This is a genomic window from Rhodococcus sp. 06-1474-1B (assembly GCF_002258885.1).
In the GTDB taxonomy this organism is placed as follows: Bacteria; Actinomycetota; Actinomycetes; order Mycobacteriales; family Mycobacteriaceae; genus Rhodococcoides; species Rhodococcoides fascians.
The window spans coordinates 245,464-271,535 of sequence record NZ_NOYR01000023.1 but is presented as its reverse complement, the minus strand read 5'-3'; the positions used below and the strand labels follow the sequence as shown (position 1 = coordinate 271,535).

Here is a 26,072-nt window from a genome sequence, read left to right as displayed (position 1 = left end):
CGACGCAGGCTGGCACGCTGGGGTGCATGGACTTCTCGAAGTACCGCTCGGCACCGTTCAATTACGACGATGCGGGGGCCACCGCCGGCCCACTGCCCACCGGATACCACCACGTCACGATGTCGAGGGTCGTGGGATCGGGGCTGGACGACTTCGTGGCGGCGGCCGATGCGTTGATGCGATGGGACATGCACCGAGGAGCAGGACTGAAGGTCCGTTCCGAGGCCGAGACCGCTGTGCCCGACTCGGTGGTCGTTCTCACACTCGGACCGGTGCGCATTCCGTGTCGTGTGGTCTACGTCATCGACGAGGCGAACCGTCAGGGTTTCGCCTACGGAACACTCGACGGGCATCCCGAGTCCGGCGAAGAACTCTTCTACGTCGACTACTCCCCCGCGGACGGTGCCGTCACCGCCCACATATCGGCGTTCTCGCGTCCCGGTCGCTGGTACACCAAGCTCGGCGGCCCGGTGGGCAGACGCGTCCAGGCAGCATTCACCGACCGCTATCTGAGCGCGCTGGCATCGGCGTGCCGACAGGCCGACTGACTCAGGCCTCGGGCGGGTGCACAGCTCGCCAGTGTTCGGCGATGTCGATTCTCTTCGCGACCCAGACCTTGTCGTGCGACTGCACGTGATCGAGGAAACGTTCCAGTGCAGCCATGCGGGCCGGCCTGCCCACCAGCCGGCAGTGAAGTCCGACCGAGAGCATCTTGGGACTCCCACTCGCGCCCTCGGCATAGAGAACGTCGAAGGCGTCACGTAGATGCGCGTGGAACTCGTCGCCCGTCGAGAATCCTCCCGGCGATGCGAAACGCATGTCGTTGGTGTCCAGGGTGTACGGCACCACCAGGTGATCGACGACCCCGGCGTCTCGGGGCACCTTCTCCCAGTACGGCAGATCGTCTGCATAGGAGTCGGAGTCGTACACGAATCCGCCGTGCTCCACCACGAGCGATCGGGTGTTCGGAGAGTCGCGCCCGGTGTACCACCCCAGTGGCGCAGACCCCGTCAGCTCGCGCAGGATGGTCACGGCCTCCGCCATGTGCTCGCGCTCGACGTTCGCGTCGATCTGCTGATACGACAACCACCGCAAGCCGTGACATGCGATCTCGTGGTCCAACTCCAGCAGTGCCGCAACCACTTCCGGGTTCCGCTCCATGGCCTTGGCGACCGCGAACACCGTCAGCGGTAACCCACGCTTCTCGAATGCGCGCAGCACGCGCCACACTCCGGCTCTGGATCCGTACTCGTACAGCGATTCCATGCTCATGTGTCGATTCGGAAACGCCTGTGCGCCGATCATTTCCGACAGGAACGTCTCGGACTTCGTGTCGCCGTCGAGCACGTTGTTCTCGGCACCCTCCTCGTAATTGAGGACGAACTGGACGGCGATGTTCGCCTCACCCGGCCACTGCGCGAGCGGCGGCGTGCGGCCGTAACCGACCATGTCGCGGGGATAGCTCAGCGGGGACCGACTCGGACGATGGGGAAGGCGCTCAGGGGTCACCGCCGCAGTCTCTCATTCGAGCCCACACACGCGCTGGGTGAGCGATGCAACCCTGATCACTACGACGGGCGGTCGTATGCCAATATTGTTCCGACAACGCGTCTGGCACCGTTCGTGCCGGGACCCACGTGAACGCATCACCCGAGAGGATCGACCGGTGGCAAATACCGAACTGGAATCCGCTTCGTACGACCCGGTCGTCGATACCCGCAACGAGGTGCCCGAGGTGCCGTCCGCCGCGTGGGGATGGAGCGGCGAGTCGAACAAGGCGATGCGCGTCGCAGCCATCGTCGTTGCCGCGTTCCTGCTGTTCATGATCATCGGAAATCACACCGGCAAGGTCGAGGACCTGTGGTTGGTCGGATTTGCCGTGGCGCTGGTCGGACTCGTCGTGCGCGACGTCATCGTCCGCCGCAAGCCCCGCTAGCGGCTCAGTTCTCGGCGGCGAGCTGACCGCACGCCGCTGCGATCTCCTGACCACGGGTATCGCGCACGGTGCACGACACGCCCTGCGCGATGACCCGTCGAACGAACTCCCGCTCCACCGGCTTCGGGCTGGCATCCCACTCGCTACCCGGAGTCGGGTTGAGGGGAATCAGGTTGACGTGTACCCGGGATCCGAGCGCTTTGTGCAGCTTCTTGCCCAGCATGTCCGCTCGCCACGGCTGATCGTTGACGTCCCGGATCATCGCGTACTCGATCGAGACGCGTCGACCGGTCTGATCGGCGTAGTACCGGGCAGCGGAGAGAACCTCCGCCACCGACCAACGATTGTTGACCGGGACCAACGTGTCTCGCAGCTCATCGTCCGGCGTGTGCAGAGACACGGCCAAGGTCACCGACAGACCCTCGTCGGCCAGCTTTCGAATGGCCGGAGCAAGGCCGACCGTCGACACGGTGACCGAACGCTGTGACAGTCCCAGCCCGTCGGGGGCTGGTGAGACGATCTTGCGCACTGCCGCGACAACGCGCTTGTAGTTGGCCAGCGGCTCGCCCATCCCCATGAACACGACGTTCGACAGACGACCCTCACCGCCGGGGACGACGCCGTCGCGCATGTCCGCGGCCGCCGAACGGACCTGATCGACGATCTCGGCCGTCGACAGGTTCCGCGTCAGGCCGGCCTGACCGGTGGCGCAGAACGGACATGCCATTCCGCAACCGGCCTGACTCGAGATGCACAGCGTCGCGCGATCCGGATACCGCATCAGAACACTCTCGAGCAGAGTCCCGTCGTTGGCCTTCCACAGCGTCTTTCGAGTGTCACCGTCATCACATGCCAAGTGCTTGATCGGCGTCAGCAAGGTGGGAAAAAGATCGGCACCGACCTTCTCCCGAGCCTCGGCCGGAAGATCGGTCATCTTGGTGGTGTCGGCCTCGAGCCGCGCGTAGTAATGCCGCGCAAGTTGGTCGGCCCGGAATGCCGGTAGACCGAGTGCCTTCACTGCCTCACGCAGGCCCTCTTTGTCCAGGTCGGCGAGGTGACGCGACGGCATACCCCGTCGCGGAGCTGTGAAGACCAGCGGAAGATTCGGTCTCTTCTGCTCGGTCGTGCTGTCCGTTGCGGCTGCGGAATCACTCATGCTCGACCCCCGCGTCGTTCCTGCTGGCTCAACTCCATACCCACCATTGTCCACCCGTTCTGCTCACAGTCCTATTCGCGACGGTTTTCGACGGTGCCCTGACGGGTATCGACGCCGGGACCGATTGCGCGTGCATTCGGACCACGCGTGCGAAAGGATCATCGACATGGCCACCAGAGCAGACGACAACAACGAGGCACCGTTCGACACATCGGCCTCGGTCACGCCCGGATTCGACCGGCCGACGAGTGCCGCCGGCGACCTCACCCCCATCACCACGCCGGATTCGGACGGCCATTCCGCGCCCGACCCCGAGTTCGTTCCGGAACAGCAGCACACCCCCACCGATGTGGCGCACACCCGCACCGCCGCCCTCTGGACCGGCCTGGTGGTCGGGGCCGTCGTCCTCGTCGTTCTCCTGGTGTTCATCGTGCAGAACCTCGACTCGGTCACCGTCCAGATCTTCGCCTGGCAGCTCGACCTACCCCTCGGAATCAGCATGCTGCTGGCCGCGATCGCGGGCGCGCTGGTGATGGCCATGGCCGGCGGTGCCCGAATCCTGCAGGTCCGGCGCGCAGCGAAGAAGAACCAGCGTCACGGTTCGTGAACACTATGTACAGAAGCTGGCACCGATGCTCTGAATCGATAAGGTTGGCGGTGCCCGACTTCACTCGAGGAGCATGACGTGACTACTTTCATGGAGACACCGGTGGCATCCGGCGTTGCACCCGACCGCGCACGATCGTGGCTGTTGGTTCCGGCCACCAAGCCCGATACCTTCGACGCTGCTGTCGCATCCGGTGTCGACGCCGTCATCCTCGACATCGAGGACGCAGTCGCTCCGGCGAAGAAGCCTGCCGCTCGCGAGACCGTCGTGCGCTGGCTCAGCGAGGGCAACTCGGCCTGGGTGCGCGTCAACGACGCGACGACCCCGTACTGGGCCGACGATCTCGCCGCGTTGTCCGGGCTGCCCGGCCTGGTGGGGGTCATGCTCGCGAAGACCGAGAGCGGCGGTCAGGTCGAGGCGACAGCCGCCCGCCTCGCCGACGGCACCCCGATCCTCGCGCTGGTCGAATCGGCAGCAGGACTCGAGGCCGCCACCGAAATCGCGCGCGCGGACTCGACATTCCGTCTCGCCTTCGGCAGCGGCGACTTCCGACGCGACACGGGCATGAGCGACGACCCGCTCGCCATGGCCTACCCGCGCTCGCGACTGGTCGTCTCCTCGCGCGTCGCACGACTGCCCGGACCCATCGACGGTCCGACACTGACCGCGAACGACAGCATCCTCGGGCGCGATGCAGCCCTGACGCTCTCGATGGGCATGGCAGGCAAACTGTGTATGCACACCGATCAGGTGGCCATCGTCAACCGCGAACTGGCCCCCTCCCCGACCGACGTGTCCTGGGCTCACGATGTCATCGACGCTCTCGGTGCCGACGGTGCTCACGTCAAGGACGGCAGCGATCTGCCGCGTCTGGCAAAGGCCCTCAAGATCAACGAACTGGCTCGAATCTTCGGAATCTCTGCCGCGTCCTGATCGCTCGCAGCCGAGCCAGGCTCAGATCGACTCGACGCCGGTCGGCTTGTATCGAACGTGGATGCGATAGCGCACATTCAGGGTGAGGCCGTCGACCTGCCGTGCCGCAGCGCGCGCTACCCGCGGTGAGAACTCGATTCCCAGCACATCCCGCAAAACCCGGCGGTCGGGAAACGCCCACCTCGTGTCGACGCGTCGCATCTCGAATCCCTGGGCATCGAAGAACGCCTCGACGGCCGCCGGATCGTAGTGCGGGAGATCCGCACGCATCCAGTCCCCGTACGGAGACGCCGTCGCGTCGAGGTCCACGACCACCAACGCCCCTCCGGGCCGCAGAACTCGCATCGCTTCGCTGATACCCGGGCCGCAGCCGGGGCCGAAGAAATACGCGGTTCGCGCGTGGACGAGATCGACCGAACCTGTGTCGACGGGCAGCGCGTCCGCTCTACCCGCACGCACGTCGACGTTCGCAAGTGACTCGACGCGCGTGCGGGCTGCGGCCACCAATGGGGCGTGCGGTTCCACACCGATGACGTACCGAGCGTCCGCAGCGAAGATCGGAAGATGGAAACCGCTGCCGCAGCCCACGTCCACGACGTTCTCGGCCGTCCAATCGACGGTCGATCGAATGGTCGCGAACACAGCGCCGTCGACGTCCTGAGCCCTGTTCTCCGCCTCGTACAGATGCGGCCAGTGCCAGATGTTGGGACTGGGAATCACCCCGCCGCGATCACCGCTCATCGTCCGGCGGAGTCGGTCAGAGCAACACGGTGAAGACGAGCCACGCAACGAACGCAGAGGGCAGCAACGAGTCGAGTCTGTCCATGATGCCGCCGTGGCCGGGCAGCAACGAGCCCATGTCCTTGATTCGAAGGTCGCGCTTGACCTGCGATTCGATGAGGTCGCCCAGTGTTCCCGTCACGACCAGCACGACTCCCAGCAGGACACCGATCATCGAATTGGCCTCGAGAATCAGGGTCACCGTCAGCAGGCAACCGATGACGCAGAAGATGAGCGATCCGACCAGCCCTTCCCAGGACTTCTTCGGGCTGATGGCCGGTGCCATCGGGTGTTTGCCGAACAGCACACCGGCGATGTAACCACCGACATCCGAGCACACGACGCCGATGACGAAGACCAGGATGCGACCGGCACCGTTGTCCTGCAGGACCATCAGAACGGCGAACGAGGCCAACAGTGGTAGCCAACACGCCACCAGAACGGTGACGGAGAGTTCTTCGAGATAGTTCTTGGGAGCAGTACCGAAGCCTTGTCTCAGCAACAGCCACACCATGCAGACCACGACGGTGCCCACAGCCGCACTGAGCACTCCGACGGCACCGAACGGCCAGCCCAGCCAGATCATGGCCTGACCACCGAGGATCAGCGGGATGCGCGGAACGAGAACACCGCCCTCGCGGAGCCGCTTGGACACCTCGTACGTCGCGACGGCCAACGCCACGGCCACAACACCGATCCATACCAGCGGCACGAACACGAGCACGAGGATCAACCCGATACCCAAACTGCCGCCGACGCCGATCGCGGCAGGCAGATTTCGACCCGCCTTGCCGGCGGACTTCGTGGCGGCGACCCCGGACGAGCCAGCGGGCGTGCCGCTGCCCTCCTGCCGATCCGGTCCCACCACTGTCGTCAACTCCTCGATATTCATCGTCATTCCACCGTGTTGCGCAACTATCGAAGGAGGTCAGACCTCCATCAATTCACCCTCTTTGCGCTTGACCAGTTCGTCGACGGAGGCGGTGTACTTAGCGGTGGTCTTGTCGAGCTCGTTCTCGGCACGTACGACGTCGTCCTCGCCGGCCTCGCCGTCCTTCTGGATGCGCTTGAGCTCTTCCATCGTCTTGCGGCGCACGTTGCGAATGGACACCTTGGCGTCCTCGCCCTTGCCCTTGGCCTGCTTGACGAACTCGCGGCGTCGTTCCTCGGTCAGCTGCGGCACGCCGATACGAATCAGGTTGCCGTCGTTGGTGGGGTTGACGCCGAGATCGGAATTGCGGATAGCGGTTTCGATCGGTCCGAGCTGATTCGACTCGTACGGCTTGATCACCACCAATCGCGCCTCCGGCACGCTGATGCTGGCCAGCTGGGTGATCGGCGTCGGGGCACCGTAGTACTCGATGACGATGCGCGAGAACATTCCCGGGTTGGCCCGCCCGGTGCGGATCGAGGACAGATCGTCACGGGCAACCGATACGGCCTTTTCCATCTTCTCTTCGGCGTCGAAGAGAGCTTCGTCAATCACGATCTGTCCTCCATCGTCTTCGTTCTCGGTTCGTTCGCGGTCGTGTCGGCGGCATTCACGACGTGACCAGCGTGCCGATGTTCTCGCCCGACACGGCGCGAGCAATGTTTCCCTGAATCAGCAAATTGAACACCAACATCGGCATCTGATTGTCCATGCAGAGGCTGAAGGCAGTCGCGTCGGCAACTTTGAGGCCTCGCTCGATGGCTTCGCGGTGGGTGATCGTGTCGAACATCGTCGCGTCGGGATCGAGCCGTGGATCGGCCGAGTAGACACCGTCGACGGCCTTGGCCATCAACAGCACCTCGGCACCGATCTCGAGCGCCCGCTGCGCCGCCGTGGTATCCGTCGAGAAGTACGGCATGCCCATACCTGCGCCGAAGATGACGACACGCCCCTTCTCGAGGTGCCGTCGCGCGCGCAGCGGAAGGTACGGCTCGGCCACCTGGCCCATCGTGATCGCGGTCTGGACTCTGGTGGCAACACCCTGCTTTTCCAGAAAATCCTGCAGCGCAAGACAATTCATGACCGTGCCGAGCATGCCCATGTAATCCGAGCGAGATCGGTCCATCCCCCGCTGCTGCAATTCGGCACCGCGGAAGAAGTTTCCGCCACCGATCACCACGGCGACCTGAACTCCGGTGGCCACCACCTCGGCGATCTGCTCGGCAACGTTGTTCACGACATCCGGATCGAGCCCCACCTGGCCACCACCGAACATCTCCCCACCCAGTTTGAGCATCACGCGTCGGAACCCGGGACGGTCAGGGGCCGGATCGGTCATAGCTCTCCTCGGTACTCGTCGAACACTACGGTTTACTCACCGATCATCCTGCCCTATCGGCACCCGATCGGTGGACACGGCTCCGACCTGCCTCGCGCACGAACGATGCCGTCCACTCGATGAAATCGAATGAACGGCATCGCCCCGATCGGATCGAGCGCAAACTAGCTGGCGCCGACCTCGAATCGGGAGAAACGGGTGATGGTCACGCCGGCCTCGTCGAGGATGGCCTTGACGGTCTTGTTGCCGTCCTGAACCGACTTCTGCTCGGTGAGAACGACGTCCTTGAAGAATCCGTTGACGCGACCTTCGACGATCTTCGGCAGAGCCTGCTCCGGCTTGCCCTCTTCGCGCGCGGTTTCTTCTGCGATCCGACGCTCGGCGGCGACCAGATCCTCGGGAACCTCGTCACGGGTGACGTACTTGGCCTTGAGCGCTGCGATCTGCATCGCGGCAGCGCGCGCAGCATCTCCGGCGGCGTCGCCGTCACCGGTGTACTCGACCAGCACGCCGACGGCAGGCGGCAGGTCCGCGCTGCGCTTGTGCAGGTAGGTCGCGGTGTTGCCGTCGTAGGACACGACGCGGCGAATTTCGAGCTTCTCGCCGATCTTGGCCGACAACTCGTTCAGAGCCGTCTCGACGGTCTTGCCGTTCAGGTCGAGTGCCTTGAGAGCGTCGACATCAGCAGGCTCGCCTGCTGCAGCCGTCGCCGCGACGGACGCGGCGAACGTCTGGAACTCGTCGTTCTTGGCCACGAAGTCGGTCTCGGAGTTGATCTCCACGAGCACTCCACCCTCGGCGACGACGAGGCCTTCGGCGGTGTTGCGCTCGGCGCGCTTGCCGACGTCCTTGGCACCCTTGATACGCAGGTACTCGACGGCCTTGTCGTAGTCGCCGTCGTTCTCGGCGAGTGCGTTCTTGCAGTCCATCATTCCGGAGCCGGTGAGCTCGCGGAGCCGCTTGACGTCGGCGGCAGTGTAGTTCGCCATCGTGGGCGAGCCTCCTCAAAAGTCTGAATACGGGCGTTGACGAAAGTGCTGTTCTCGAAGCGTGATCGACGGGCTCGCTGTGGAGCCGGACCGATCACAACCCTGACATACCGAAGCGGCCCCGGCCCACCCTTGAGGGTGAACCGGGACCGAATTCGATCAAGCCTGAGCGGCCGGTGCTTCTTCTGCTGCCGGTGCTTCTTCTGCTGCCGGGGCGTCGGCGGCCGGCGCATCGGCTGCGGGAGCCTCTGCTGCCGGAGCGTCAGCGGCCGGGGACGTCTGTGCGAGCTGCTCGAGCTCCCACTCTGCGAGCGGCTCGCCTGCGCCGACCTCGGGCTTGGCGTCGGTTGCGGTGTTCTGGCCTGCACGGGCCTGCACACCTTCGGCCACTGCGGATGCGACGACCTTGGTCAGCAGCGCAGCGGAACGGATCGCGTCGTCGTTACCCGGGATCGGGTAGTCGACCACGTCGGGATCGCAGTTGGTGTCCAGGATCGCGATGACCGGGATCTTCAGCTTGCGCGCTTCGCCGACGGCGATGTGCTCCTTGTTGGTGTCGACGATCCAGATGGCCGACGGAACCTTGGCCATGTCGCGGATGCCGCCGAGGGTGCGATCGAGCTTGGTCATCTCACGCGTGAGCATGAGGATTTCCTTCTTGGTGCGTCCCTCGAAGCCACCGGTCTGCTCCATTGCCTCGAGCTCCTTGAGGCGGACCAGGCGCTTGTGCACGGTCTGGAAGTTGGTGAGCATGCCACCGAGCCAGCGCTGGTTCACGTAGGGCATGCCCACGCGAGTTGCCTCAGCGGCGATGGACTCCTGTGCCTGCTTCTTGGTGCCGACGAACAGAACGGTGCCGCCGTGGGCGACCGTCTCCTTGACGAACTCGTAGGCCTTGTCGATGAAGGTCAGAGTCTGCTGCAAGTCGATGATGTAGATGCCGTTGCGGTCGGTGAAGATGAATCGCTTCATCTTCGGGTTCCAGCGACGGGTCTGGTGTCCGAAGTGTGTGCCGCTGTCGAGCAGCTGCTTCATTGTTACTACAGCCATGGCTGAATAACTCTCTTTCATGGTTCGGTTGACGCAGAGTGTCGGTGACCTCTGCCCTGGCGACCGCCGAAGTTGTCGGACCTGAACCACAGGGGGATCAGGACCGCCGACAACCGGTTCTCGTATCGTGAACTCTGCCGAGGCAGTCGATACGATGACGCGGACGCGCGAAGTCGACCCGTGCACGCACAGGCCGCAACAAGGAGTGTAGACCTGCGGCGGCCCCCGTCATAACCAGGCCCGACTGTCAAGAGATTCCGGTGCCTGTGGACGAATCTTTCGGTTGTCCACAATTCGTGCCGGGCCTCGTTTTCCAGCACATTCACAGGCCATCGTCGACGAGTGAACACTCTTCGTACCGGCTGCATCGCCTGCGTTCTTGCCGCGATCGTGCTGACCACGCCGGCCGCGGCAGCCGAATCGGACTCGTTCGCGTGGCCGATACGGCCGCACCCTAGCGTCGTGACACCGTTCGACCGCCCGGAACACGATTGGCTCCCCGGCCATCGCGGGGTCGACCTCGCCGCGGCGGACGGCACCTCGGTTCTGGCCGTCGCCGACGGCACGGTCGTGTTCGCGGGCGTCGTGGCCGGTAAGCCGGTGGTGTCGGTGGACCATCCGGGCGGACTTCGATCGACGTACGAACCCGTGACGGCGGCGGTCGGGGCCGGAGCACGAGTACGACGCGGCCAAGTCCTGGGTTCGCTGACGTCGGGACACGACGGCTGCACGGCGACATGCCTGCATTGGGGCATCAAGCGGGGCCGCGAATACCTCGATCCGACTGCCCTGGTGCGTGCCCGTCCGATCAGATTGAAACCCGTGCCGGAGCCGGTTCGGTGACGGTCAGCGCGCAGGGCCGGAGTGACGACCGGACGCGGCAGGAAAGTCGTCCGCGACCATGGCGGCAAGCTCGACGAAAGCGCTCCTGGTCTGGGGACGCAGCTTCTCGAGATCGACCACGGCCCCCTCGGCGAGGTGCTCGTCGAACGGAACCACCAGCACCGCGCGGCAGCGTTCCAGGAAGTGCTGCTGCAACAAGTTCATGTCGACCGCGGACGAACCCGGTCGGACCGAACTGATCACCACGACCGTGCGCTCGACCAGATGGCCGTATCCGTGCAGTTCCAGCCAGTCCAGAGTCGCGGCTGCACTGCGTGCCCCGTCGACGGCCGGCGAACTGACCAGAACCAGCGCATTGGCCAGCTGCAGCACCCCGTTCATCGCCGAGTGCATGATGCCGGTTCCGCAGTCGGTGAGGATCAGGTTGTAATAGACCTGCAGCATGTCGATGACCGCGCGATAGTCCTCTTCGCCGAACATCTCCGACGCCGAGGGATCCCGCTCACCGGCCAACACTTCCAGTCGGCTCGGTGCCTGCGAGGTATGAGCGCGAATGTCGGAATACCGGCGAATGTTCGGGGCTGCGGCCAACAAGTCGCGAACAGTCGACGCGGTCTGACGCGGTACCCGCTCTCCGAGTGTCCCGAAATCCGGGTTCGCGTCGACGGCAATGACGCAATCTCCGCGCAGCGACGCGAACGTCGACCCCAGACCCAGAGTGGTCGTCGTCTTGCCGACCCCGCCCTTGAGCGACAGGAACGCGATGCGGTAGTCCCCCAGCACCGGCTGGCGTATGCGATCGACCTGGTTGCGGTAGCGCTCCTCGGCCGTCGACTCGCCGGGGTTGATGACGCCACCGGTCAACCGGTGCACACCGCGACGCCACCCCGACGACGAGGTGCGCTTGGGTCGTTTCAGCAGCGATTCGGCACCCAGGTCCTGACTGCTCGGACGATACGGATTCGGGGCACCTGCCCACGGCTGCGGGGACCAGGGTGCCTGCTGGGCCGGCTGGGCCTGCGACCGATCGTCCCCGACGGGCGGAACGGGCGGCATCTGTGCGTCGGGATAGGCGGCCGGCGGGCCCGGTCGAAGCGGCACGGGCGGGTTGTACCGCGGGGGCACGGGTGGTCGCTGCGCAGAATCGGGCGTCTGCCACGGCGGGGGCTGCCGGGGCGTGGAGCGTGGAGTGGACATCGGTTCCGACGGTACGGATCCGGCGGCATCGTCACCCCGGCCGGCGACTGCACTGCCGTCGACTGCACTGCCGGGTCGTGCCCCGTTCACCGGCGCACTGTGGCCATGCGTCGACCACGGCTCCGATTTACCTTGCGGTCGGTCGCGGTCCACGGTCCCCCGTATTCGGTGTAGTCGATCCTGGGCAGACGCTACCAAACGATGCGCCGCCCAGCTCGACGCTCATGCTCTGGGATGCGCCTGATCGTGCACCGCCCGCAACCGTTCGACGGATACGTGAGTGTAGATCTGCGTCGTGGCAAGAGATGCATGTCCGAGCAGTTCTTGCACCACCCGGAGATCTGCACCTCCTTCCAGCAGATGCGTGGCTGCCGTATGGCGGAGGCCGTGCGGTCCCAGGCTGGGTCCGCCGGGGACCGTCTCCAGCACAGCATGCACCGCCGACCTGGCCTGTCGCTGGTCGAGTCGTCCACCCCGACGCCCGAGCAACAGGGCCGGTCCGGATCGATCGACGGCCAGGGCAGGCCTGCCGTCGGTGAGCCAGGCGTCGAGTGCCTGCGCGGCCGGCAGACCGTACGGTGCCGACCGTTCCTTGTTGCCCTTGCCCACCACCCGAACGACTCGTCGATCGGTGTCCACGTCGTCGACATCGAGACCGCACAGCTCCCCCACGCGGACCCCGGTCGCATACAACAGTTCGACGACGAGTCGATCGCGCAGCGCTATGGGATCGAGTTCGGCGGCACCCGACTCGGCAGCGTCCAGCGCTCGCGTCGCTTGATCGTGACGCAGCACTCCGGGCAGGGTGCGGTGACCCGACGGGGACGCGAGACGCTGCGCGGGGCCAACCTTCACAGCCCCGACCCGTTCGAGCCACGCCCCGAACGTTCGCACCGACGAGGTGCGCCTGGCCATAGATGTCCGGGCCGCGCCGGCCGCCGAGTACCCCGCCAACCACGAGCGCACGACACGCAGATCCAGATCGGCGATCGTTGCGCCCGGTGAGGACGCGGCCAGGTGCGCCAGTAACGAACGCGCGTCGGCAACGTAGGCCCGGATGGTGTGCTCCGACCGTTCCCGGCCGAGGCGCAGGTGTTCGGCGAACTCCTCGACGTGCACCTCCAGGTGCGGCGGCAGCGAATCGGTCATCGGCTCAGCTTGGGCGCTGACGTCTCGCGCGACAACCGGACACGCCGTCGGGCGGACGTCGGTGCTCGATCAGGCGTCGACTCCCGCCTCCGCCTGTGCCAGCTCACGCTTCCAGGCTCGGAAGGTTTCCTCGGTCCGCCCCCGACGCCAGTAACCCGAGATCGACGCCCACTCGGCCCCGACCCCACGTTCCTTGCGGATGTACGGACGGAGGTTGTGCATGACGGCCTGCGCCTCACCGTGGACGAACACCTGCGCCTGCCCGGGTAGCCATTCGGTGTTCTTGACGGCCTCGATCAGCGGTGCGTTGTCTCCGGCCCGGTCGTCGCCGATCTCGTTCGACGACGCGCCCCGGTGCACCCAGGTGACGTCGACGACTGCGAGAGTCTCCATGTAGATCTCGTCGTGACGATCGCCGACCTCGATGAACACCTTGGCGATGGCGTCTTCCGGGAGGGCCTCGACCGCAGCCGAGATGGCCGGGATAGCCGATTCGTCGCCTGCGAACAGGTGCCAATCCGCATCGGGGCGAGGCGCGTATGCCCCCGACGGCCCGAAGAACGACATCTCGTCGCCCGGCTTCGCGCGTGTGGCCCACGGTCCGGCGACGCCCTCGTCGCCGTGCACCACGAAGTCGATGGCGATTTCCCGCGCGTCGGTGTCGACGGATCGAACGGTATAAGTCCGCATGATCGGTTCGTCCTCGGTTCCGAAGAACAGCTTGACGTACGCATCGGTCTTATCGATGGCGTCGAACTCCTCGAAGCCTGGACCACCCAGATACACCCGGTGCATGTGCGGGGTCAGCGCTTCCGTGCGCACTACGGTCAACGTGGTTTTCTTACGCGGCACTACAGACCCCTCTTCGAGCGAACGACGCCGATGCTCACTGCACCGACTAAGCATTACCTAACACCCTACCTTCACCGGGCCTCGGTAGGGCCGTCACCTCAGCCACGCACCACCCGGGCCCACCCGGTTTCGTCGTTGCTCACGAAGCCGTCCATCTCCATCACCGGTAGCGCGGCGCGGACCTTCGACAACGGAACTCCGGAACTCTCCGACAGTTCACGGGTGGACAACGCTCCCGTGGCCGGCAGCGCGTCGTAGATCAACAGTGCGGTCTCGGACAGCGCATCGATTTCCCGGAACAGATCGGGACGGGGTTCCTCCGGCGAGCCGAGCGCCCCGGCCTCGGCGACCACATCGTGCGAGCTCGACACCAGAACGGCCTCACCCTCACGAATCATGCGATGGCATCCCTTCGACGTCGGAGAGGTGACGGGCCCCGGCACGGCAAGAACGGGGCGGCCCAGTTTCGCCGCCCACGCCGCGGTGTTGCGCGCCCCGCTCCGCCATCCCGCCTCCACGACCACCACCGCCGATCCGAGTGCCGCCACCAACCGGTTGCGCGCCAGGAACCGGTGCTTGGCCGGAGTGGTGCCCGGCGCGTATTCACTGAGAACCACCCCGCTCGAGGCGATCTGACGCAACAGGCGGGAGTGTCCCGCCGGGTATGCCCGGTCGACGCCGCAGGCGAGCACCGCCATCGTCGTCCCCTCGACTCCGAGCGCCGCACGGTGCGCTGCCGCATCGATACCGAACGCAGCCCCCGATACGACGGTCCAGCCGTCCAGCGCCAGATCGGCGGAAATCTCGGCAGTGACGTGGTCGCCGTACGGACTCGACGCTCGGGTTCCGACTATCGACACCGATCGTTCGGTGTCTGCTCCGACAGACCGGTTTCCCAACGCCCACAGTGCGATCGGCGGCGATGTGTCGACACCCGCGGTGAGGCCGGACCCATCGAAGCCGAGAAAACGCCACGCAGGCCACTCGTCGTCGTCAGGGGTGATCAGCCGTCCACCGAGAGCGGCCATGTGGTCCAGATCTGCTGCTGCAGTGTCGACATGAGCCCGTGCTGCCAGTCGCTCACCCAAGTGTCCGGCGCGTACGGCTGCGGCGGTGACCTCGGGGCCGTGGGCAGCGGCGTGGTCCGTCACCGTGCGATGCGGACCCTGTGCCACCCGAGACAGATACGCCCACGCCAGCCGACGTGCGTCATAGGTCATGCCACTCCCCTGTCTCGAAAATCCAGTGCGGCACCGACCTCGTCTGCACCGGGCACGGTGCCGCCGGCGAGATCGTTCAGAGTCCACGCCACCCGAATCGCACGATCCGCGCCGCGCGCGGTCAGCGATCCATTGCGCAATGCCCGCTCGATCGGTGCCAGCGTCGACCGAGCGAGCCGAAACCGTTGACGCAGTGCGGGTCCGGGCACTTCCGCATTGGTCCTCCACCCGAACTCCGACCAACGATGAGCGGCAGCATCCCTCGCTCCCGTCACGCGGGCGCGAATATCGGCCGTTCCTTCTCCGATGTCGTCGACCAGCGCCCCGGTCGCGACTCCCATCATCTGAATTCGGAGATCGACCCGGTCGAGGAGCGGTCCGGACAGTTTTCCCAAGTACTTGCGGCGAGCAGTGGGCGCGCACACGCAGTCGGCCTGCCGCGCCGGTGCGCACGGACACGGATTGGCCGCCAGGACGAGTTGGAACCTCGCCGGGTACCGGGCCACCCCGTCGCGACGCGCAATCCGAATTTCACCGTCTTCGAGTGGGGTTCGCAACGCTTCGAGTACCCGGATGCTCATCTCGGCGCATTCGTCGAGGAACAGAACTCCGCGATGCGCGCGACTGACTGCGCCGGGCTTGGCCATACCGGTACCTCCGCCGACCAACGCGCTCACCGACGTCGAATGGTGTGGCGCGATGAACGGCGGTGACGTGATCAGCGGTCGCGCGCTCGTCAGCAGCCCCGCCACCGAATGGATCGCGGTCACCTCCAGCGCCTCGGACTCGGTGAGCGGCGGGAGTATTCCCGGAAGACGTTGCGCGAGCATTGTTTTCCCGATGCCCGGTGGCCCGGTCAACATGATGTGATGCGCACCGGCCGCAGCGACCTCCAACGCCCATCGGGCATCTGCCTGACCGGCAACGTCACTGAGATCCGGGTAACTCTCCTGATGCCAGTCGGTGGGGGTGGGCGATTCCAGCGCCTGCTCACCACGAAGCCACGCAACGACATCTGCCAGGCAATCGGCACCCAACACCTCGATACCGTCCACCAGACCCGCTTCGGGCAGACACCGACTCGGCACCACCACCCGCTGCCACCCCGCCGCCTTCACCGCGAGCACTCCGGGCAGTACCCCGCGGACCGCTCGCAACCTGCCGTCCAGAGCCAACTCCCCCAGAAACACCGTCTCCGACAGGCTTCCCCGCGGAATGGCCTTGGCGGCGTCGAGGACCGACAATGCCAGCGCGAGGTCGTACACCGAGCCACCCTTGGGCAACGTCGCCGGAGACAACGCGAGAATCACTCGACTGTCCGGCCAGGTACCACCCGAATTCTTCACCGCGGCCTTGACCCGATCACGCGATTCGTTCAGCGCGGTATCGGGCAGTCCCACCAGATGGGTCCCCGGAAGACCCTGACCGATATCGGCTTCGATCTCCACCAACACTCCGTCGACGCCGTTGACCGCCACCGAATGGGCTCGTCCCAGGGGCATCAGAACGCCGCCCTGACGTGAGTGAGAACAGGGTCGTCACCGCGACCGATCACGATGGCGATCACGTCGAATCGGATGTGGACCCACGGCCCTCCGCGAAGCGAAAGCCACTGCAACGCCAATCCTCTGATCCGAGTCTGCTTGGTGTACGTCACCGCTTCCGCCGGCGTTCCGTAACCGATTCCCGAACGCGTTTTGACTTCGACGAACACCATCGTCTCGCCCTCGCGCGCAATGATGTCGAGCTCCCCCGAACGATGCCGCCAATTCCGCTCGATCACCTCCAGGCCGATGTGCTCGAGATGGCGTGCAGCAAGGTCCTCACCGCGGGCCCCGAGTTCTTGATTGGTCGGCATGTCGAATTCCTCCACTCTGCGGCCGCACAGCACGGCCGGATCCGGTCGCCATGACGGTGACACGACCGAAAGGAGGTGATTCCGAGAAAGTGCAGGTGCCGCATTGCCCTGTGGACACGCGCAATCCTGTGGAGAGAACCGTCGAATCGCAGGGCCGACACACCTGTTTTGTCGTACCTGTGTGCTTACCGGCGTTCATGCCCTGTCGATCGCCCGACAAATGGTTCGAACATGCAAAAGCTCCGTCCGGATTACTGCACGGACGGAGCTGAAGCACGGAATCGGTAATCGAATTCGATGACCGAACTACCGCTGACCGAAGACAGCGGGCATATCAAGGCTGGGAGGCGGTCAGTGCGCAGCCTCGTAGGCGGCCTGAACTTCCTGGCTGATTCGACCTCGGGCGCTGACCTCGTGGCCGTTTTCGCGAGCCCACGCTCTGATGTCCTGCAGATCGACCTTTCCTCGAGCCGGTGCAGGCGCGGCACCGGTCTTGCGGGGGCGGCGACCGGAAATCTTCTCGGCGTGCTCGATCCAGAAAGCCAGCTGCTCGTGCAGTTCGTTCGCATGCTTGAGATTCAAGTCGATGCGGTACTGGTTTCCACCGATACCGAATTCGATCGACTCCCCCTGGCCTTCTTTGATTACCGAGCCGTCGACATCGTCGATCATCTGGACAAGCGTCTTGCGTGCCATCTCGTACCTCTTACGCGTCTGGGAGAATGTGGTAATTCAAGTTCTACCACCGATTATCGGACCGAGGCAAAGACCCAACGATGTTCACATCGGCGTAGGGTCGAAAACATTCGGTACGAAAACGTGTGAATACCGGAAGCTATTTGCATCATTAAATCGAAATACTATGTGAGACAACAGAATTCGGCGTTCACATTTCGACGATTCTCCCGCGCTCGACGTAACCCGGCAACGGGCCTCTGCTCGAAACAGAACACGCGGAATTATTCGGTCGGTTGTCCAGCTTTTCGCTGATCGGTGCGCTTCGGAACACTCCACACGGGAAATCTGCCGAGCGGAACCGTCCAGGTGCGCCCGTCAGGCACCGGGCACACCTGCCGATCCGACCCGGGTAGGACTATTCGGGGAGACGCAGATCCGGTTTGTCCAGCTCTTCGATGTTGACGTCCTTGAACGTGATCACCCGCACGTGCTTGACGAAACGAGCCGGTCTGTACATGTCCCATACCCACGAGTCGGACATCCGCAATTCGAAGTAGATCTCACCGTCGGCATTGTGCGGAATGAGTTCGACGGAGTTCGCGAGATAGAAACGACGCTCGGTTTCGACGACATAGTTGAACTGTCCGACGATGTCCCGATACTCGCGGTACAGCGAGAGCTCCATCTCGGTTTCGTACTTTTCGAGATCTTCGGCACTCATCGGTCTCTTTCATCCTCCAGTCGGGCGTGAAATTCAATCATGGCGCACCGTCGTCGGTGCAGTCCATTCGCCCCAGTGCGTCGACCTCGCTACGCGAGCGACCGGCTGCCGCGGCAGCCACGTTGGCATAGGACATTCGATGCTCTCGGCTCGGGCCGAGCGTGGTCATCGCGGTCGAATGCGCACGTGTGCTGTACCCCTTGTGCACGGCGAATCCGTAACCGGGAATGTCGGTGTCCATCTGCACCATCAACCGGTCTCTGGACACCTTGGCCAGGACACTGGCCGCAGCGATGCAGGCAGCTGTGGCGTCCCCTCCGATGACGGGTAGAGACGGCACCGGAAGTCCGGGAACCCGAAAGCCGTCGGTGAGGACATACCCGGGAGTGAGGCTCAGGCCCGCCACCGCGCGGCGCATTCCCTCGATGTTCGCCACGTGTACCCCGATGCGGTCGACCTCGGCCGCGTCGACGAACACCACACTCCACGCGAGTGCCAATTTCTTGATCCGGGGAAAGAGCTCCTCCCGGCGACGCTCGGTCAGCTTCTTGGAATCGTCGAGGTCCGCGAGGGCAGTGTGCGACCGAGAGCCCAGGATGCACGCCGCGACCGTCAACGGCCCCGCGCAGGCTCCCCTGCCTGCTTCGTCGACACCCGCAACCGGACCGAGCCCGTTGCGTTCGAGTGCCGATTCCATGGTCCGCAGCCCCGCCGCCCTCCTGATGATGGGACGCGGCGGCCACGACGAGCGGCTCAGAGATGCGCGCGCACGAGGCGCGGGACGAGGACGGGCCGTCATCGACCCTGAATGTCCGGCGAGTCCAGGAGGCCGGTTCGCGATGGCGGCAACGCGGTGGCCACGGCCTTACCTATCACGTTGTCCAGCGGAACGGTGCCGGTGAACTCGTCGGTGACGTGATACCGCGAGTCTCGCGAATTGCTGCGATTGTCGCCCATGACCCAGATGTTGCCCTCGGGCACCGTTACAGGGTCGAAGCACCGGCCCGACTTCAATTCGGTCTCGCACGTCATCGTGTCCGGAACGAACGGGAAATCCATCTGTATGTACGGCTCGTCCAACGGCTTTCCGTCCACGAGCACCCGTCCCTGAGCGTCACAGCACTCGACCGTCTGACCGCCGGTGGCAATGACACGTTTGACCAGATCGTTCTCGTCCGGAGCGACGACTCCGATCAAAGAGCCCACTTCCTGGGCCCCGCGGATGACCGAATTGTCGGAGCGCTGCGAGACGAATTCGTCGTTCCAGGAATCGGGGCCGCGGAACACGACGATATCGCCGGGCTTCGGATCGCCGAATCGATAGCCGATCTTCTCCACGACGATGCGGTCCCCGGTGCAGCCGGCGCAGCCGTGCAGTGTCGGTTCCATCGATTCGGATGGGATGAGATAGACCCGGGCGACGAACGTCTGAAGCAGAAAACTCAGCACGAGAGCTACCAGAATGAGGATGGGAAGTTCACGCCAGAAGGACCGCTGCTTGCGATCCGCACGCTTGTTCCGGGGAGACTCGTCGTCGGGCTCGTTCGTCGAACCCTGTGGGGTCGGATCCTGTGGGGACTGCGTCACCTGGACAGGTTAGCCGCAACCGTCGCCCGCGGGCCGGTCGGTCCGCGCCTGCGGCGTTTTCACCGAGCATCGCTCGTACCGGTGCGTCCGAAACATCAGGGCGGTGGCTCCAACGCACCATGCCACGTCACCGATGTTCGGTGACGCGGCATGGTTGCTGCTCGAAGCGGTCGATACGACCGGGTCAGCGCTTTTCTTTGATCTTGGCGGCCTTGCCACGCAGATCGCGGAGGTAGTACAGCTTCGCGCGACGAACGTCGCCGCGAGTGAGGACCTCGAACTGCGCGATGTTGGGGCTGTGCACCGGGAAAGTGCGCTCCACGCCGACGCCGAACGACACCTTACGAACGGTGAACGTCTCGCGAACGCCACCGCCCTGACGTCGAATCACGACGCCCTTGAAGATCTGAATACGCTCTTTCGAGCCTTCGATAACCTTGACGTGCACGTTCAGCGTGTCGCCGGGGCGGAAATCGGGGATGTCGCTACGCAGCGACTGATTGTCGAGAAAGTCCAGGGTGTTCATCGGTTGTGCCATCCTTGCGTTCTGCGCTTGAGCAGAGGAACCGAGCGGCTCGCCACCGGGGCGGCACAACTGGTTCGTACTCCGAGTGAGGTGTGTGCCTCGCGAGAGGCAACCCGCCTATTGTGCCAGACCGTCAGGCGTTCGAGGAAATCGCCCCGACCGAGGACTGGGCCACGGTTCCGGCCTGGGGTGCAGGCACAACGGTCCGCGCGAGCTCGTCCTCGGTGGCCTCGACCGCGTGAACAATGCTGGGCTTGCCCGCGATCGCATCCTGCAGGTAGATCTTGGCCCGTATCAACGGCCTGCGCCACTTCTTCTCTCGCCGCAGCGCACGCTCCATCTTCTTCGGTCTGCTCGTGTAGCGCCACCTCGCCCAGGGTGCACTCGGCCTGCTGAGTCGGACCGCGGCCAGAATGAGGATGGGCAGAACGAACAGCCCGATCAGCCCGGTCCAGATCTTGCCCTTGAGCAGCACGACGACGCACAGACTCAGGTTGAGCAGTGCCAGCACACCGAGTGTTCCGCGAACCCAGGGATCGGGATCGGCCCGGAAATCGGCGGGGCTGAGCAACTCCAACGGGTGAAGTCCCAGTAGCAGGAACCCGGTGAAGGCGACGGCTGCGAATACCGCATCGACGGATGTTCGGCCCTGCTCGGACCAGTAGACGTCGCGGAGATAGAAGATGAGGGCAAATTCGTCGAGCACGAGGGCAGCACCGCTGCCGAAGATCGCCGCCAGCACGGCACCGATGGTCTGCGACCCGTCCACGTACACCGCGATGAGCCCGATCCCCGCCAACAGCATCAGCACGATTCCGAACACGACATGGTGAATGTGCTGACCGCCAGGGGTGATGTTGCCCGGCCACCACTTCACATCTGCGCGAATCATTCTGACACTCAGGCGAATCAGCAGAAATCCCACGAGTAGGCCGAGCAGGAAGCAGAGCAACGGAAGGCGGCCGTGCTCGACGACACCGTGCTCCAACCACCTCACGCGCTCCACGTCCTTCCCGCAGCACGCCCGAAACAACGGCTATCGCCGAATCAGCCTATTCTCGTTCGTCGCCGCCGGGGTCGGCATCGACCGGGAAAGTCCGAGCGCTACTTCCCGAAGCCCGCTTTGCGCAACGCGTCGGCCATGGAACCTGCCGCAGGCGTTGCTGCTTGGCCGCCGCGTCGGTCGCGTTGCGGGCGGTTGCCCTGGCCGCCATTGCTCTGACGGCCGTTGCCCTTGCTCGAGGACGTACCGCGGGAGCGGTCACCCTGCTGCCCACGAGGTGCGTCCTTGCCACCGCTCGCACCGGGCTCGTCGTCCAACCGCAGACTCAGGCCGATGCGCTGACGTGGGATGTCGACCTCCATCACCTTGACCCGCACCACATCGCCGGATTTGACGACCTCACGCGGGTCCTTGACGAAGTTGTGCGACATCGCAGAGACGTGAACGAGTCCGTCCTGATGCACGCCGACGTCGACGAAAGCACCGAACGCCGCCACGTTGGTCACGACACCTTCGAGCGTCATCCCCGGCTTCAGGTCGGCGACCTTCTCGATACCGGCTGCGAAAGTAGCGGTCTTGAACTCCGGACGCGGGTCGCGTCCAGGCTTCTCCAGCTCGGAGATGATATCGGTGACGGTGGGCAACCCGAATCGTTCGTCGACGAATTCGGCGGGATCGAGGCGGCGCAGGAGTGCGGTGTTGCCCACCACCTCGCGCACGCCCACGCCTGCCTTGCCAACGATGCGGCGCACGACAGGATAGGCCTCCGGGTGCACGCTGGAGCGGTCGAGTGGATCCTCTCCTCCGGAGATACGCAGGAACCCGGCGCACTGCTCGAAAGCCTTGGGCCCCAAGCGCGGTACGTCCTTGAGGGTGCTGCGGCTGGCGAACGGACCGTTCTGGTCGCGGTGCGCCACGATGCTCTCGGCGAGCGAACCGGCGATACCGGAGACCCTCGACAGCAAGGGCACCGACGCTGTGTTGACGTCGACACCCACCGCGTTCACCGCATCCTCGACCACGGCCCCGAGAGAACGGGCGAGCAGAGTTTCGGAGATGTCGTGCTGGTACTGGCCGACACCGATGGACTTGGGGTCGATCTTGACCAGCTCGGCCAACGGATCCTGCAGCCTGCGAGCGATCGAGACCGCGCCGCGGATGGAGACGTCGAGTTCGGGCAGCTCACTCGAGGCGTACGCCGACGCCGAGTAGACCGAGGCACCCGCCTCGGACACCACCACCTTGGTCAAATTCGCCGCCGGGAACTTTGCAATCAATTCTGCTGCCAGAGAATCGGTTTCGCGTGACGCCGTACCGTTTCCGATGGCGATGAGCTCCACCTTGTGCTTGGCCGCGAGCCCGGCGAGTGTGGCCACCGCCTGGTCCCACTTGCCCTGCGGCTTGTGGGGATAGATCGTGTCGTAGTCGACGACCTTGCCGGTGGCGTCGACGATCGCCACCTTCGTTCCGGTACGAAAGCCCGGGTCGAGTCCCATCGTGGTGCGGTTTCCGGCGGGTGCGGCCAACAACAGGTCTTTGAGGTTGCTCGCGAACACGTCCACGGCGTCCTTCTCGGCCGACTGGCGCAGTCTCATGCGCGTATCGAGTGAGACGGTGACCAGCATCTTGGTGCGCCATGCCCAGCGAACGGTATCGAGCAGCCACTTGTCGGCCGGGCGGCCGCGATCTGCGATTCCGAACTTGGTTGCGATACGCCCCTCGTAGACACTGGGCACACCGGGAGTCGGCTCGTCCCGCTCGGGTTCGAACCCGAGGGACAGAATCTCTTCCTTCTCACCACGTAGCGTCGCGAGGATGCGATGCGAGGGCAGGCTCGTGAACGGTTCGGAGAACTCGAAATAGTCCGAGAATTTCGCGCCTTCCTCCTCTTTTCCCTTGCGCACGGTGGCGACCAGCTTGCCGGAGGTCCACATCAGTTCACGCAGCTCACCCACCAGGTCGGCATCCTCGGCGAAACGCTCGACGAGAATTGCTCGTGCCCCGTCGAGCTGCTCCTGATCGAACTGCGCCGGGTCGGTGGACGGATCGGTGAACAGCGCGTCTGCGACGGGTTCGTGGCCGGCCTCGCGCGCAATCTGTGCCTTCGTCCGACGCTTGGGCTTGAACGGCAGGTAGATGTCCTCGACGCGGGCCTTGGTCTCGGCCAGCATCAGCGACTGTTCGAGCGCGTCGTCGAGTTTGCCCTGCGAACGAATCGATTCGATGACGGCATCTCGCCGCTCGTCGAGTTCTCGGAGGTATCGAAGTCGCTCGTCGAGTTGGCGCAATTGCGCGTCGTCGAGCGTGCCGGTGACCTCCTTGCGGTAGCGAGCGATGAACGGGACCGTGGACCCGCCGTCGAGGAGTTCTACAGCGGCACGAACCTGTTCTTCGCGAACATCGAGTTCTTCGGCTATGCGCTTGTTCACAGATTTCAGAGCAGTGGTCACGGCGATGGACCCTACCGCTAGTGTGGGACAGGTCGGTCAGCGGTTCTATGTGCGGGAGAGTTCTGTAGATGGTCAGGGGGGCTCGGTTACTGACCGCCACCTGCGCCGCACTGTTGGTCCTGAGCGCGTGCTCCGTACCGCCCGATGATCAAGCCGGCGATCCCGGTGGCAGGGATTCGGCCGAGACATCGGCATCGCCGTTCCCGGATATCCAGAAGGTCGACGGCGTGGCCTTGGAAGCGCGTATTCCGATGGCGGTGGAATCGGCGCGAGCCCGCGGTGCCGATGTCAATTTCGCGTTGCTGGATCGAGAGACCGGCTCCTACTACAACAGCGATGCCGACGAGCCGATCGAAACGGCGTCGGTCTCCAAGCTCTTCATTGCCGACGAGGTGATGTTCGAGGCGCAGTCGCAGAACCGCCCCGTCTCCGCCGACGAGCTGGCCACGATGACCAGCATGCTCGAGTTCTCCGACGACAATGCCGCATACACGCTCTGGTATCGATACGGTTCGTCCGAGATCGTCCGCGCAGTCGCGGCGCGATATGCCCTGAGGAACACCGACGCTCCCGGCGACGACCAGTGGTACAACACGGAAACGACTCCCAGCGACCTGGTCGGCTACTACGCCGGGCTGCTGAACGGCAGCGGCGGCCTGACCACCGCGTCGACCGACATCCTCATCGGAATGCTGCGACGCTCGGCCCCCGTAGCTGCCGACGGCTACAAGCAACACTTCGGGATCGTCGACGGCTTACCTGGCGAGACCGTGCATGCAGTCAAGCAGGGCTGGATGTGCTGCGTGTCCGATCGGTGGGTCCATCTGTCGACGGGAACCATCGGCGCGGACAATCGCTACGTACTGGCCCTGTCGTCCCGTGAAGACATCTTCTACGCCGACGACATGGAGAGTTACCCGGACACGGCCGTCGTCGACGTGAGCGACGACGCCAGCGCACTGCACGCACGGGACACCCTGACCGGCTTCGTGTCGATGTTGTTCCCCGACGGCAGAATCAGCTGAAAACGTCAGTCCGTCAGTAGATCCGGACGTCGGTCCGCTGTTCTGCGCAGAGATTGTTCTCGACGCCAGGCGGCGATCTTCGCGTGGTCGCCGGACAACAGAATCTCGGGGACGTCGAGTTCTCGCCATCGGGCCGGCCGGGTGTAACTCGGACCTTCCAGCAGCCCATCGGAGAACGAATCCTCTTGGTGCGACTGCTGATTGCCGAGTACGCCCGGCATCAATCTGACGACGGCCTCGGCCATGACCAGTACTGCCGCCTCGCCGCCGATGAGAACGTAGTCTCCGATGCTGACTTCCTCGACCCGAACGCGGCGTGCGGCGTCGTCGAACACGCGTTGATCGATGCCTTCGTAGCGACCGCACGCGAACACGAGATGCTGTTCGGTGGACCATCTTTCGGCAGTGCGTTGCGTGAACGGCACGCCTGCGGGAGTGGGGACGACGAGGAGCGACTCGTCGGTCAGCACCTGGTCGAGTGCGTCACCCCAGACGGTCGGCTTCATGACCATTCCCGGCCCGCCGCCGTACGGGGAATCGTCGACGGCCTTGTGCACGTCGTGGGTCCAGGAGCGCAGGTCGTGAACGTCCACCGATACCAGCCCGCGATCGATCGCCTTACCGAGCAGAGCAGTACGCAGTGGGGTGAGGTATTCCGGGAAGATGGTGACGACGTCGAGGCGCACGAACTACTCCGGATCCAGCAAGCCCTCGGGCGGATCGATCTCGATTGTCTTGTCTGCCAACGACACAGACGTCACGATGGCCGAAACGAAGGGTACGAGAATCTCGGAACGACCGGATTGCTCATCGGCCGAGGGCGTGATGGACAGCAGTTCGCCTGCTGCCGAGTGCAGGACCTCGCGGACGGTACCGACGACCGAACCGTCGGTGAGTACCACGGTGAGGCCTTCGAGTTCGTGATCGTAGAACTCGTCCGGATCGTCGGACGGTGGGAGATCGGTCGATTCGACGACGAAGAGAATTCCGCGCAGTTCGTCCGCTGCGGTCTTGTCGTCGATGCCGTTCAGACGCAGCAGAAGCCGCCCGGAGTGTTCCCGGACGGCGTCCACCGTGTGTGTCACGGGCTGTGCATTCGATCGTGGCTTGCGGCCACGCAGAACAGTGCCGACGGCGAATCTGTCGTCGGGGTCGTCGGTTCGGACCTCGACAACCACTTCACCTTTGATGCCGTGCGACTTGGCGACACGACCGATGACCAGCTCCATGATGGGTTACGTG

29 protein-coding genes are annotated in these 26,072 nt (G+C 64.6%); 6 read left to right on the top strand and 23 right to left on the bottom strand.

From position 1 onward, the window contains the following. Window positions 1–26 precede the first annotated feature (26 nt). Complete coding sequence (locus tag CH266_RS11520) at window positions 27–548, top strand: DUF1990 family protein (protein ID WP_032366411.1); 522 nt, start codon at window positions 27–29, stop codon at window positions 546–548. Between the two features lies 1 nt (window position 549). On the opposite strand, the gene puuE is transcribed toward CH266_RS11520, so the two are convergent. Beyond that, window positions 550–1,449 carry an allantoinase PuuE gene (puuE, locus tag CH266_RS11515; protein WP_176457090.1) on the bottom strand — a complete coding sequence of 300 codons (900 nt, stop codon included), beginning with the start codon at window positions 1,447–1,449 and terminating at the stop codon, window positions 550–552. A 217-nt stretch (window positions 1,450–1,666) separates the two neighbouring features. Between puuE and CH266_RS11510 the strand changes: the two genes are divergently transcribed. Continuing rightward, entirely contained in the window at window positions 1,667–1,936 is a 270-nt protein-coding gene (locus tag CH266_RS11510; RefSeq protein ID WP_027496710.1) for a DUF2631 domain-containing protein, read from the top strand. 4 nt (window positions 1,937–1,940) lie between these two features. Here CH266_RS11510 and rlmN read toward each other — a convergent pair whose 3' ends face one another. Next, window positions 1,941–3,092 (bottom strand): 23S rRNA (adenine(2503)-C(2))-methyltransferase RlmN, encoded by a 1,152-nt coding sequence (rlmN, locus tag CH266_RS11505; protein WP_045841851.1) that lies wholly within the window; start codon window positions 3,090–3,092, stop codon window positions 1,941–1,943. A gap of 166 nt (window positions 3,093–3,258) precedes the next feature. On the opposite strand from rlmN, the gene CH266_RS11500 reads away from it, so the two are divergent. Together CH266_RS11500 and CH266_RS11495 are read left to right on the top strand one after the other, a co-directional pair. Further along, window positions 3,259–3,699, top strand: coding sequence for a LapA family protein (locus CH266_RS11500; RefSeq protein ID WP_032366595.1), 441 nt, complete (start codon window positions 3,259–3,261; stop codon window positions 3,697–3,699). A 90-nt stretch (window positions 3,700–3,789) separates the two neighbouring features. Then, window positions 3,790–4,632, top strand: a complete 843-nt coding sequence (locus CH266_RS11495; RefSeq protein WP_032366409.1) for an HpcH/HpaI aldolase/citrate lyase family protein — start codon at window positions 3,790–3,792, stop codon at window positions 4,630–4,632. A gap of 21 nt (window positions 4,633–4,653) precedes the next feature. On the opposite strand, the gene CH266_RS11490 is transcribed toward CH266_RS11495, so the two are convergent. The 6 genes from CH266_RS11490 to rpsB form a co-directional block, all read right to left on the bottom strand. Then, a complete protein-coding gene (locus CH266_RS11490; protein WP_176457070.1) occupies window positions 4,654–5,373 on the bottom strand; it encodes a class I SAM-dependent methyltransferase in 720 nt (239 codons plus the stop codon). A 16-nt stretch (window positions 5,374–5,389) separates the two neighbouring features. Beyond that, the gene (locus tag CH266_RS11485) at window positions 5,390–6,310 is read right to left on the bottom strand and encodes a phosphatidate cytidylyltransferase (RefSeq protein WP_441347048.1); all 921 of its coding nucleotides are present in this window, start codon (window positions 6,308–6,310) and stop codon (window positions 5,390–5,392) included. A 30-nt stretch (window positions 6,311–6,340) separates the two neighbouring features. Continuing rightward, window positions 6,341–6,898 carry a ribosome recycling factor gene (gene frr, locus CH266_RS11480; protein ID WP_027496705.1) on the bottom strand — a complete coding sequence of 186 codons (558 nt, stop codon included), beginning with the start codon at window positions 6,896–6,898 and terminating at the stop codon, window positions 6,341–6,343. Between the two features lie 55 nt (window positions 6,899–6,953). Next, a complete protein-coding gene (gene pyrH, locus CH266_RS11475) occupies window positions 6,954–7,682 on the bottom strand; it encodes a UMP kinase (protein ID WP_032366408.1) in 729 nt (242 codons plus the stop codon). Window positions 7,683–7,846: 164 nt separating this feature from the next. Next, entirely contained in the window at window positions 7,847–8,671 is an 825-nt protein-coding gene (gene tsf / locus CH266_RS11470) for a translation elongation factor Ts (protein WP_027496703.1), read from the bottom strand. Window positions 8,672–8,830: 159 nt separating this feature from the next. Continuing rightward, the gene (gene rpsB, locus CH266_RS11465; protein ID WP_032370791.1) at window positions 8,831–9,721 is read right to left on the bottom strand and encodes a 30S ribosomal protein S2; all 891 of its coding nucleotides are present in this window, start codon (window positions 9,719–9,721) and stop codon (window positions 8,831–8,833) included. 342 nt (window positions 9,722–10,063) lie between these two features. Between rpsB and CH266_RS11460 the strand changes: the two genes are divergently transcribed. Continuing rightward, on the top strand, window positions 10,064–10,564 hold the full coding sequence (locus tag CH266_RS11460; protein WP_094715306.1) for a M23 family metallopeptidase: 501 nt from the start codon (window positions 10,064–10,066) through the stop codon (window positions 10,562–10,564). A gap of 3 nt (window positions 10,565–10,567) precedes the next feature. On the opposite strand, the gene CH266_RS11455 is transcribed toward CH266_RS11460, so the two are convergent. The 13 genes from CH266_RS11455 to CH266_RS11395 form a co-directional block, all read right to left on the bottom strand. Then, a complete protein-coding gene (locus CH266_RS11455; RefSeq protein WP_032366592.1) occupies window positions 10,568–11,620 on the bottom strand; it encodes a MinD/ParA family ATP-binding protein in 1,053 nt (350 codons plus the stop codon). A 363-nt stretch (window positions 11,621–11,983) separates the two neighbouring features. Further along, a complete protein-coding gene (locus tag CH266_RS11450; protein ID WP_027496700.1) occupies window positions 11,984–12,910 on the bottom strand; it encodes a tyrosine recombinase XerC in 927 nt (308 codons plus the stop codon). A 69-nt stretch (window positions 12,911–12,979) separates the two neighbouring features. Continuing rightward, window positions 12,980–13,762: a siderophore-interacting protein gene (locus CH266_RS11445; RefSeq protein WP_027496699.1), complete on the bottom strand. Its 783-nt coding sequence runs from the start codon at window positions 13,760–13,762 to the stop codon at window positions 12,980–12,982. A 98-nt stretch (window positions 13,763–13,860) separates the two neighbouring features. After that, on the bottom strand, window positions 13,861–14,982 hold the full coding sequence (gene dprA / locus CH266_RS11440; protein WP_027496698.1) for a DNA-processing protein DprA: 1,122 nt from the start codon (window positions 14,980–14,982) through the stop codon (window positions 13,861–13,863). Continuing rightward, window positions 14,979–16,484 (bottom strand): YifB family Mg chelatase-like AAA ATPase, encoded by a 1,506-nt coding sequence (locus CH266_RS11435; protein ID WP_032366404.1) that lies wholly within the window; start codon window positions 16,482–16,484, stop codon window positions 14,979–14,981. Before CH266_RS11435 ends, dprA begins: the two co-directional genes overlap by 4 nt. Next, window positions 16,484–16,840: a YraN family protein gene (locus tag CH266_RS11430; RefSeq protein ID WP_027496696.1), complete on the bottom strand. Its 357-nt coding sequence runs from the start codon at window positions 16,838–16,840 to the stop codon at window positions 16,484–16,486. Before CH266_RS11430 ends, CH266_RS11435 begins: the two co-directional genes overlap by 1 nt. A 351-nt stretch (window positions 16,841–17,191) precedes the next feature. Further along, complete coding sequence (locus tag CH266_RS11425) at window positions 17,192–17,536, bottom strand: histone-like nucleoid-structuring protein Lsr2 (protein WP_027496695.1); 345 nt, start codon at window positions 17,534–17,536, stop codon at window positions 17,192–17,194. A gap of 397 nt (window positions 17,537–17,933) precedes the next feature. Next, window positions 17,934–18,239, bottom strand: coding sequence for a DUF2469 domain-containing protein (locus tag CH266_RS11420; protein WP_008717288.1), 306 nt, complete (start codon window positions 18,237–18,239; stop codon window positions 17,934–17,936). Window positions 18,240–18,276: 37 nt separating this feature from the next. Beyond that, a complete protein-coding gene (locus CH266_RS11415) occupies window positions 18,277–19,038 on the bottom strand; it encodes a ribonuclease HII (protein WP_072692096.1) in 762 nt (253 codons plus the stop codon). Then, entirely contained in the window at window positions 19,035–19,826 is a 792-nt protein-coding gene (gene lepB / locus CH266_RS11410; RefSeq protein ID WP_027496693.1) for a signal peptidase I, read from the bottom strand. Before lepB ends, CH266_RS11415 begins: the two co-directional genes overlap by 4 nt. 184 nt (window positions 19,827–20,010) lie before the next feature. Next, window positions 20,011–20,352, bottom strand: a complete 342-nt coding sequence (rplS, locus tag CH266_RS11405; protein ID WP_027496692.1) for a 50S ribosomal protein L19 — start codon at window positions 20,350–20,352, stop codon at window positions 20,011–20,013. Window positions 20,353–20,485: 133 nt separating this feature from the next. Continuing rightward, a complete protein-coding gene (locus tag CH266_RS11400) occupies window positions 20,486–21,349 on the bottom strand; it encodes a hypothetical protein (RefSeq protein ID WP_370878684.1) in 864 nt (287 codons plus the stop codon). 107 nt (window positions 21,350–21,456) lie between these two features. Continuing rightward, entirely contained in the window at window positions 21,457–23,805 is a 2,349-nt protein-coding gene (locus CH266_RS11395; RefSeq protein WP_032391539.1) for a Tex family protein, read from the bottom strand. 68 nt (window positions 23,806–23,873) lie between these two features. Here CH266_RS11395 and CH266_RS11390 point away from each other — a divergent pair, with 68 nt between their 5' ends. Next, window positions 23,874–24,830: a serine hydrolase gene (locus CH266_RS11390; protein ID WP_141214519.1), complete on the top strand. Its 957-nt coding sequence runs from the start codon at window positions 23,874–23,876 to the stop codon at window positions 24,828–24,830. Window positions 24,831–24,835: 5 nt separating this feature from the next. Here CH266_RS11390 and trmD read toward each other — a convergent pair whose 3' ends face one another. Continuing rightward, complete coding sequence (trmD, locus tag CH266_RS11385) at window positions 24,836–25,516, bottom strand: tRNA (guanosine(37)-N1)-methyltransferase TrmD (protein WP_032383414.1); 681 nt, start codon at window positions 25,514–25,516, stop codon at window positions 24,836–24,838. A gap of 3 nt (window positions 25,517–25,519) precedes the next feature. Continuing rightward, window positions 25,520–26,059 (bottom strand): ribosome maturation factor RimM, encoded by a 540-nt coding sequence (rimM, locus tag CH266_RS11380; RefSeq protein WP_032370787.1) that lies wholly within the window; start codon window positions 26,057–26,059, stop codon window positions 25,520–25,522. Between the last annotated feature and the right edge of the window lie 13 nt (window positions 26,060–26,072).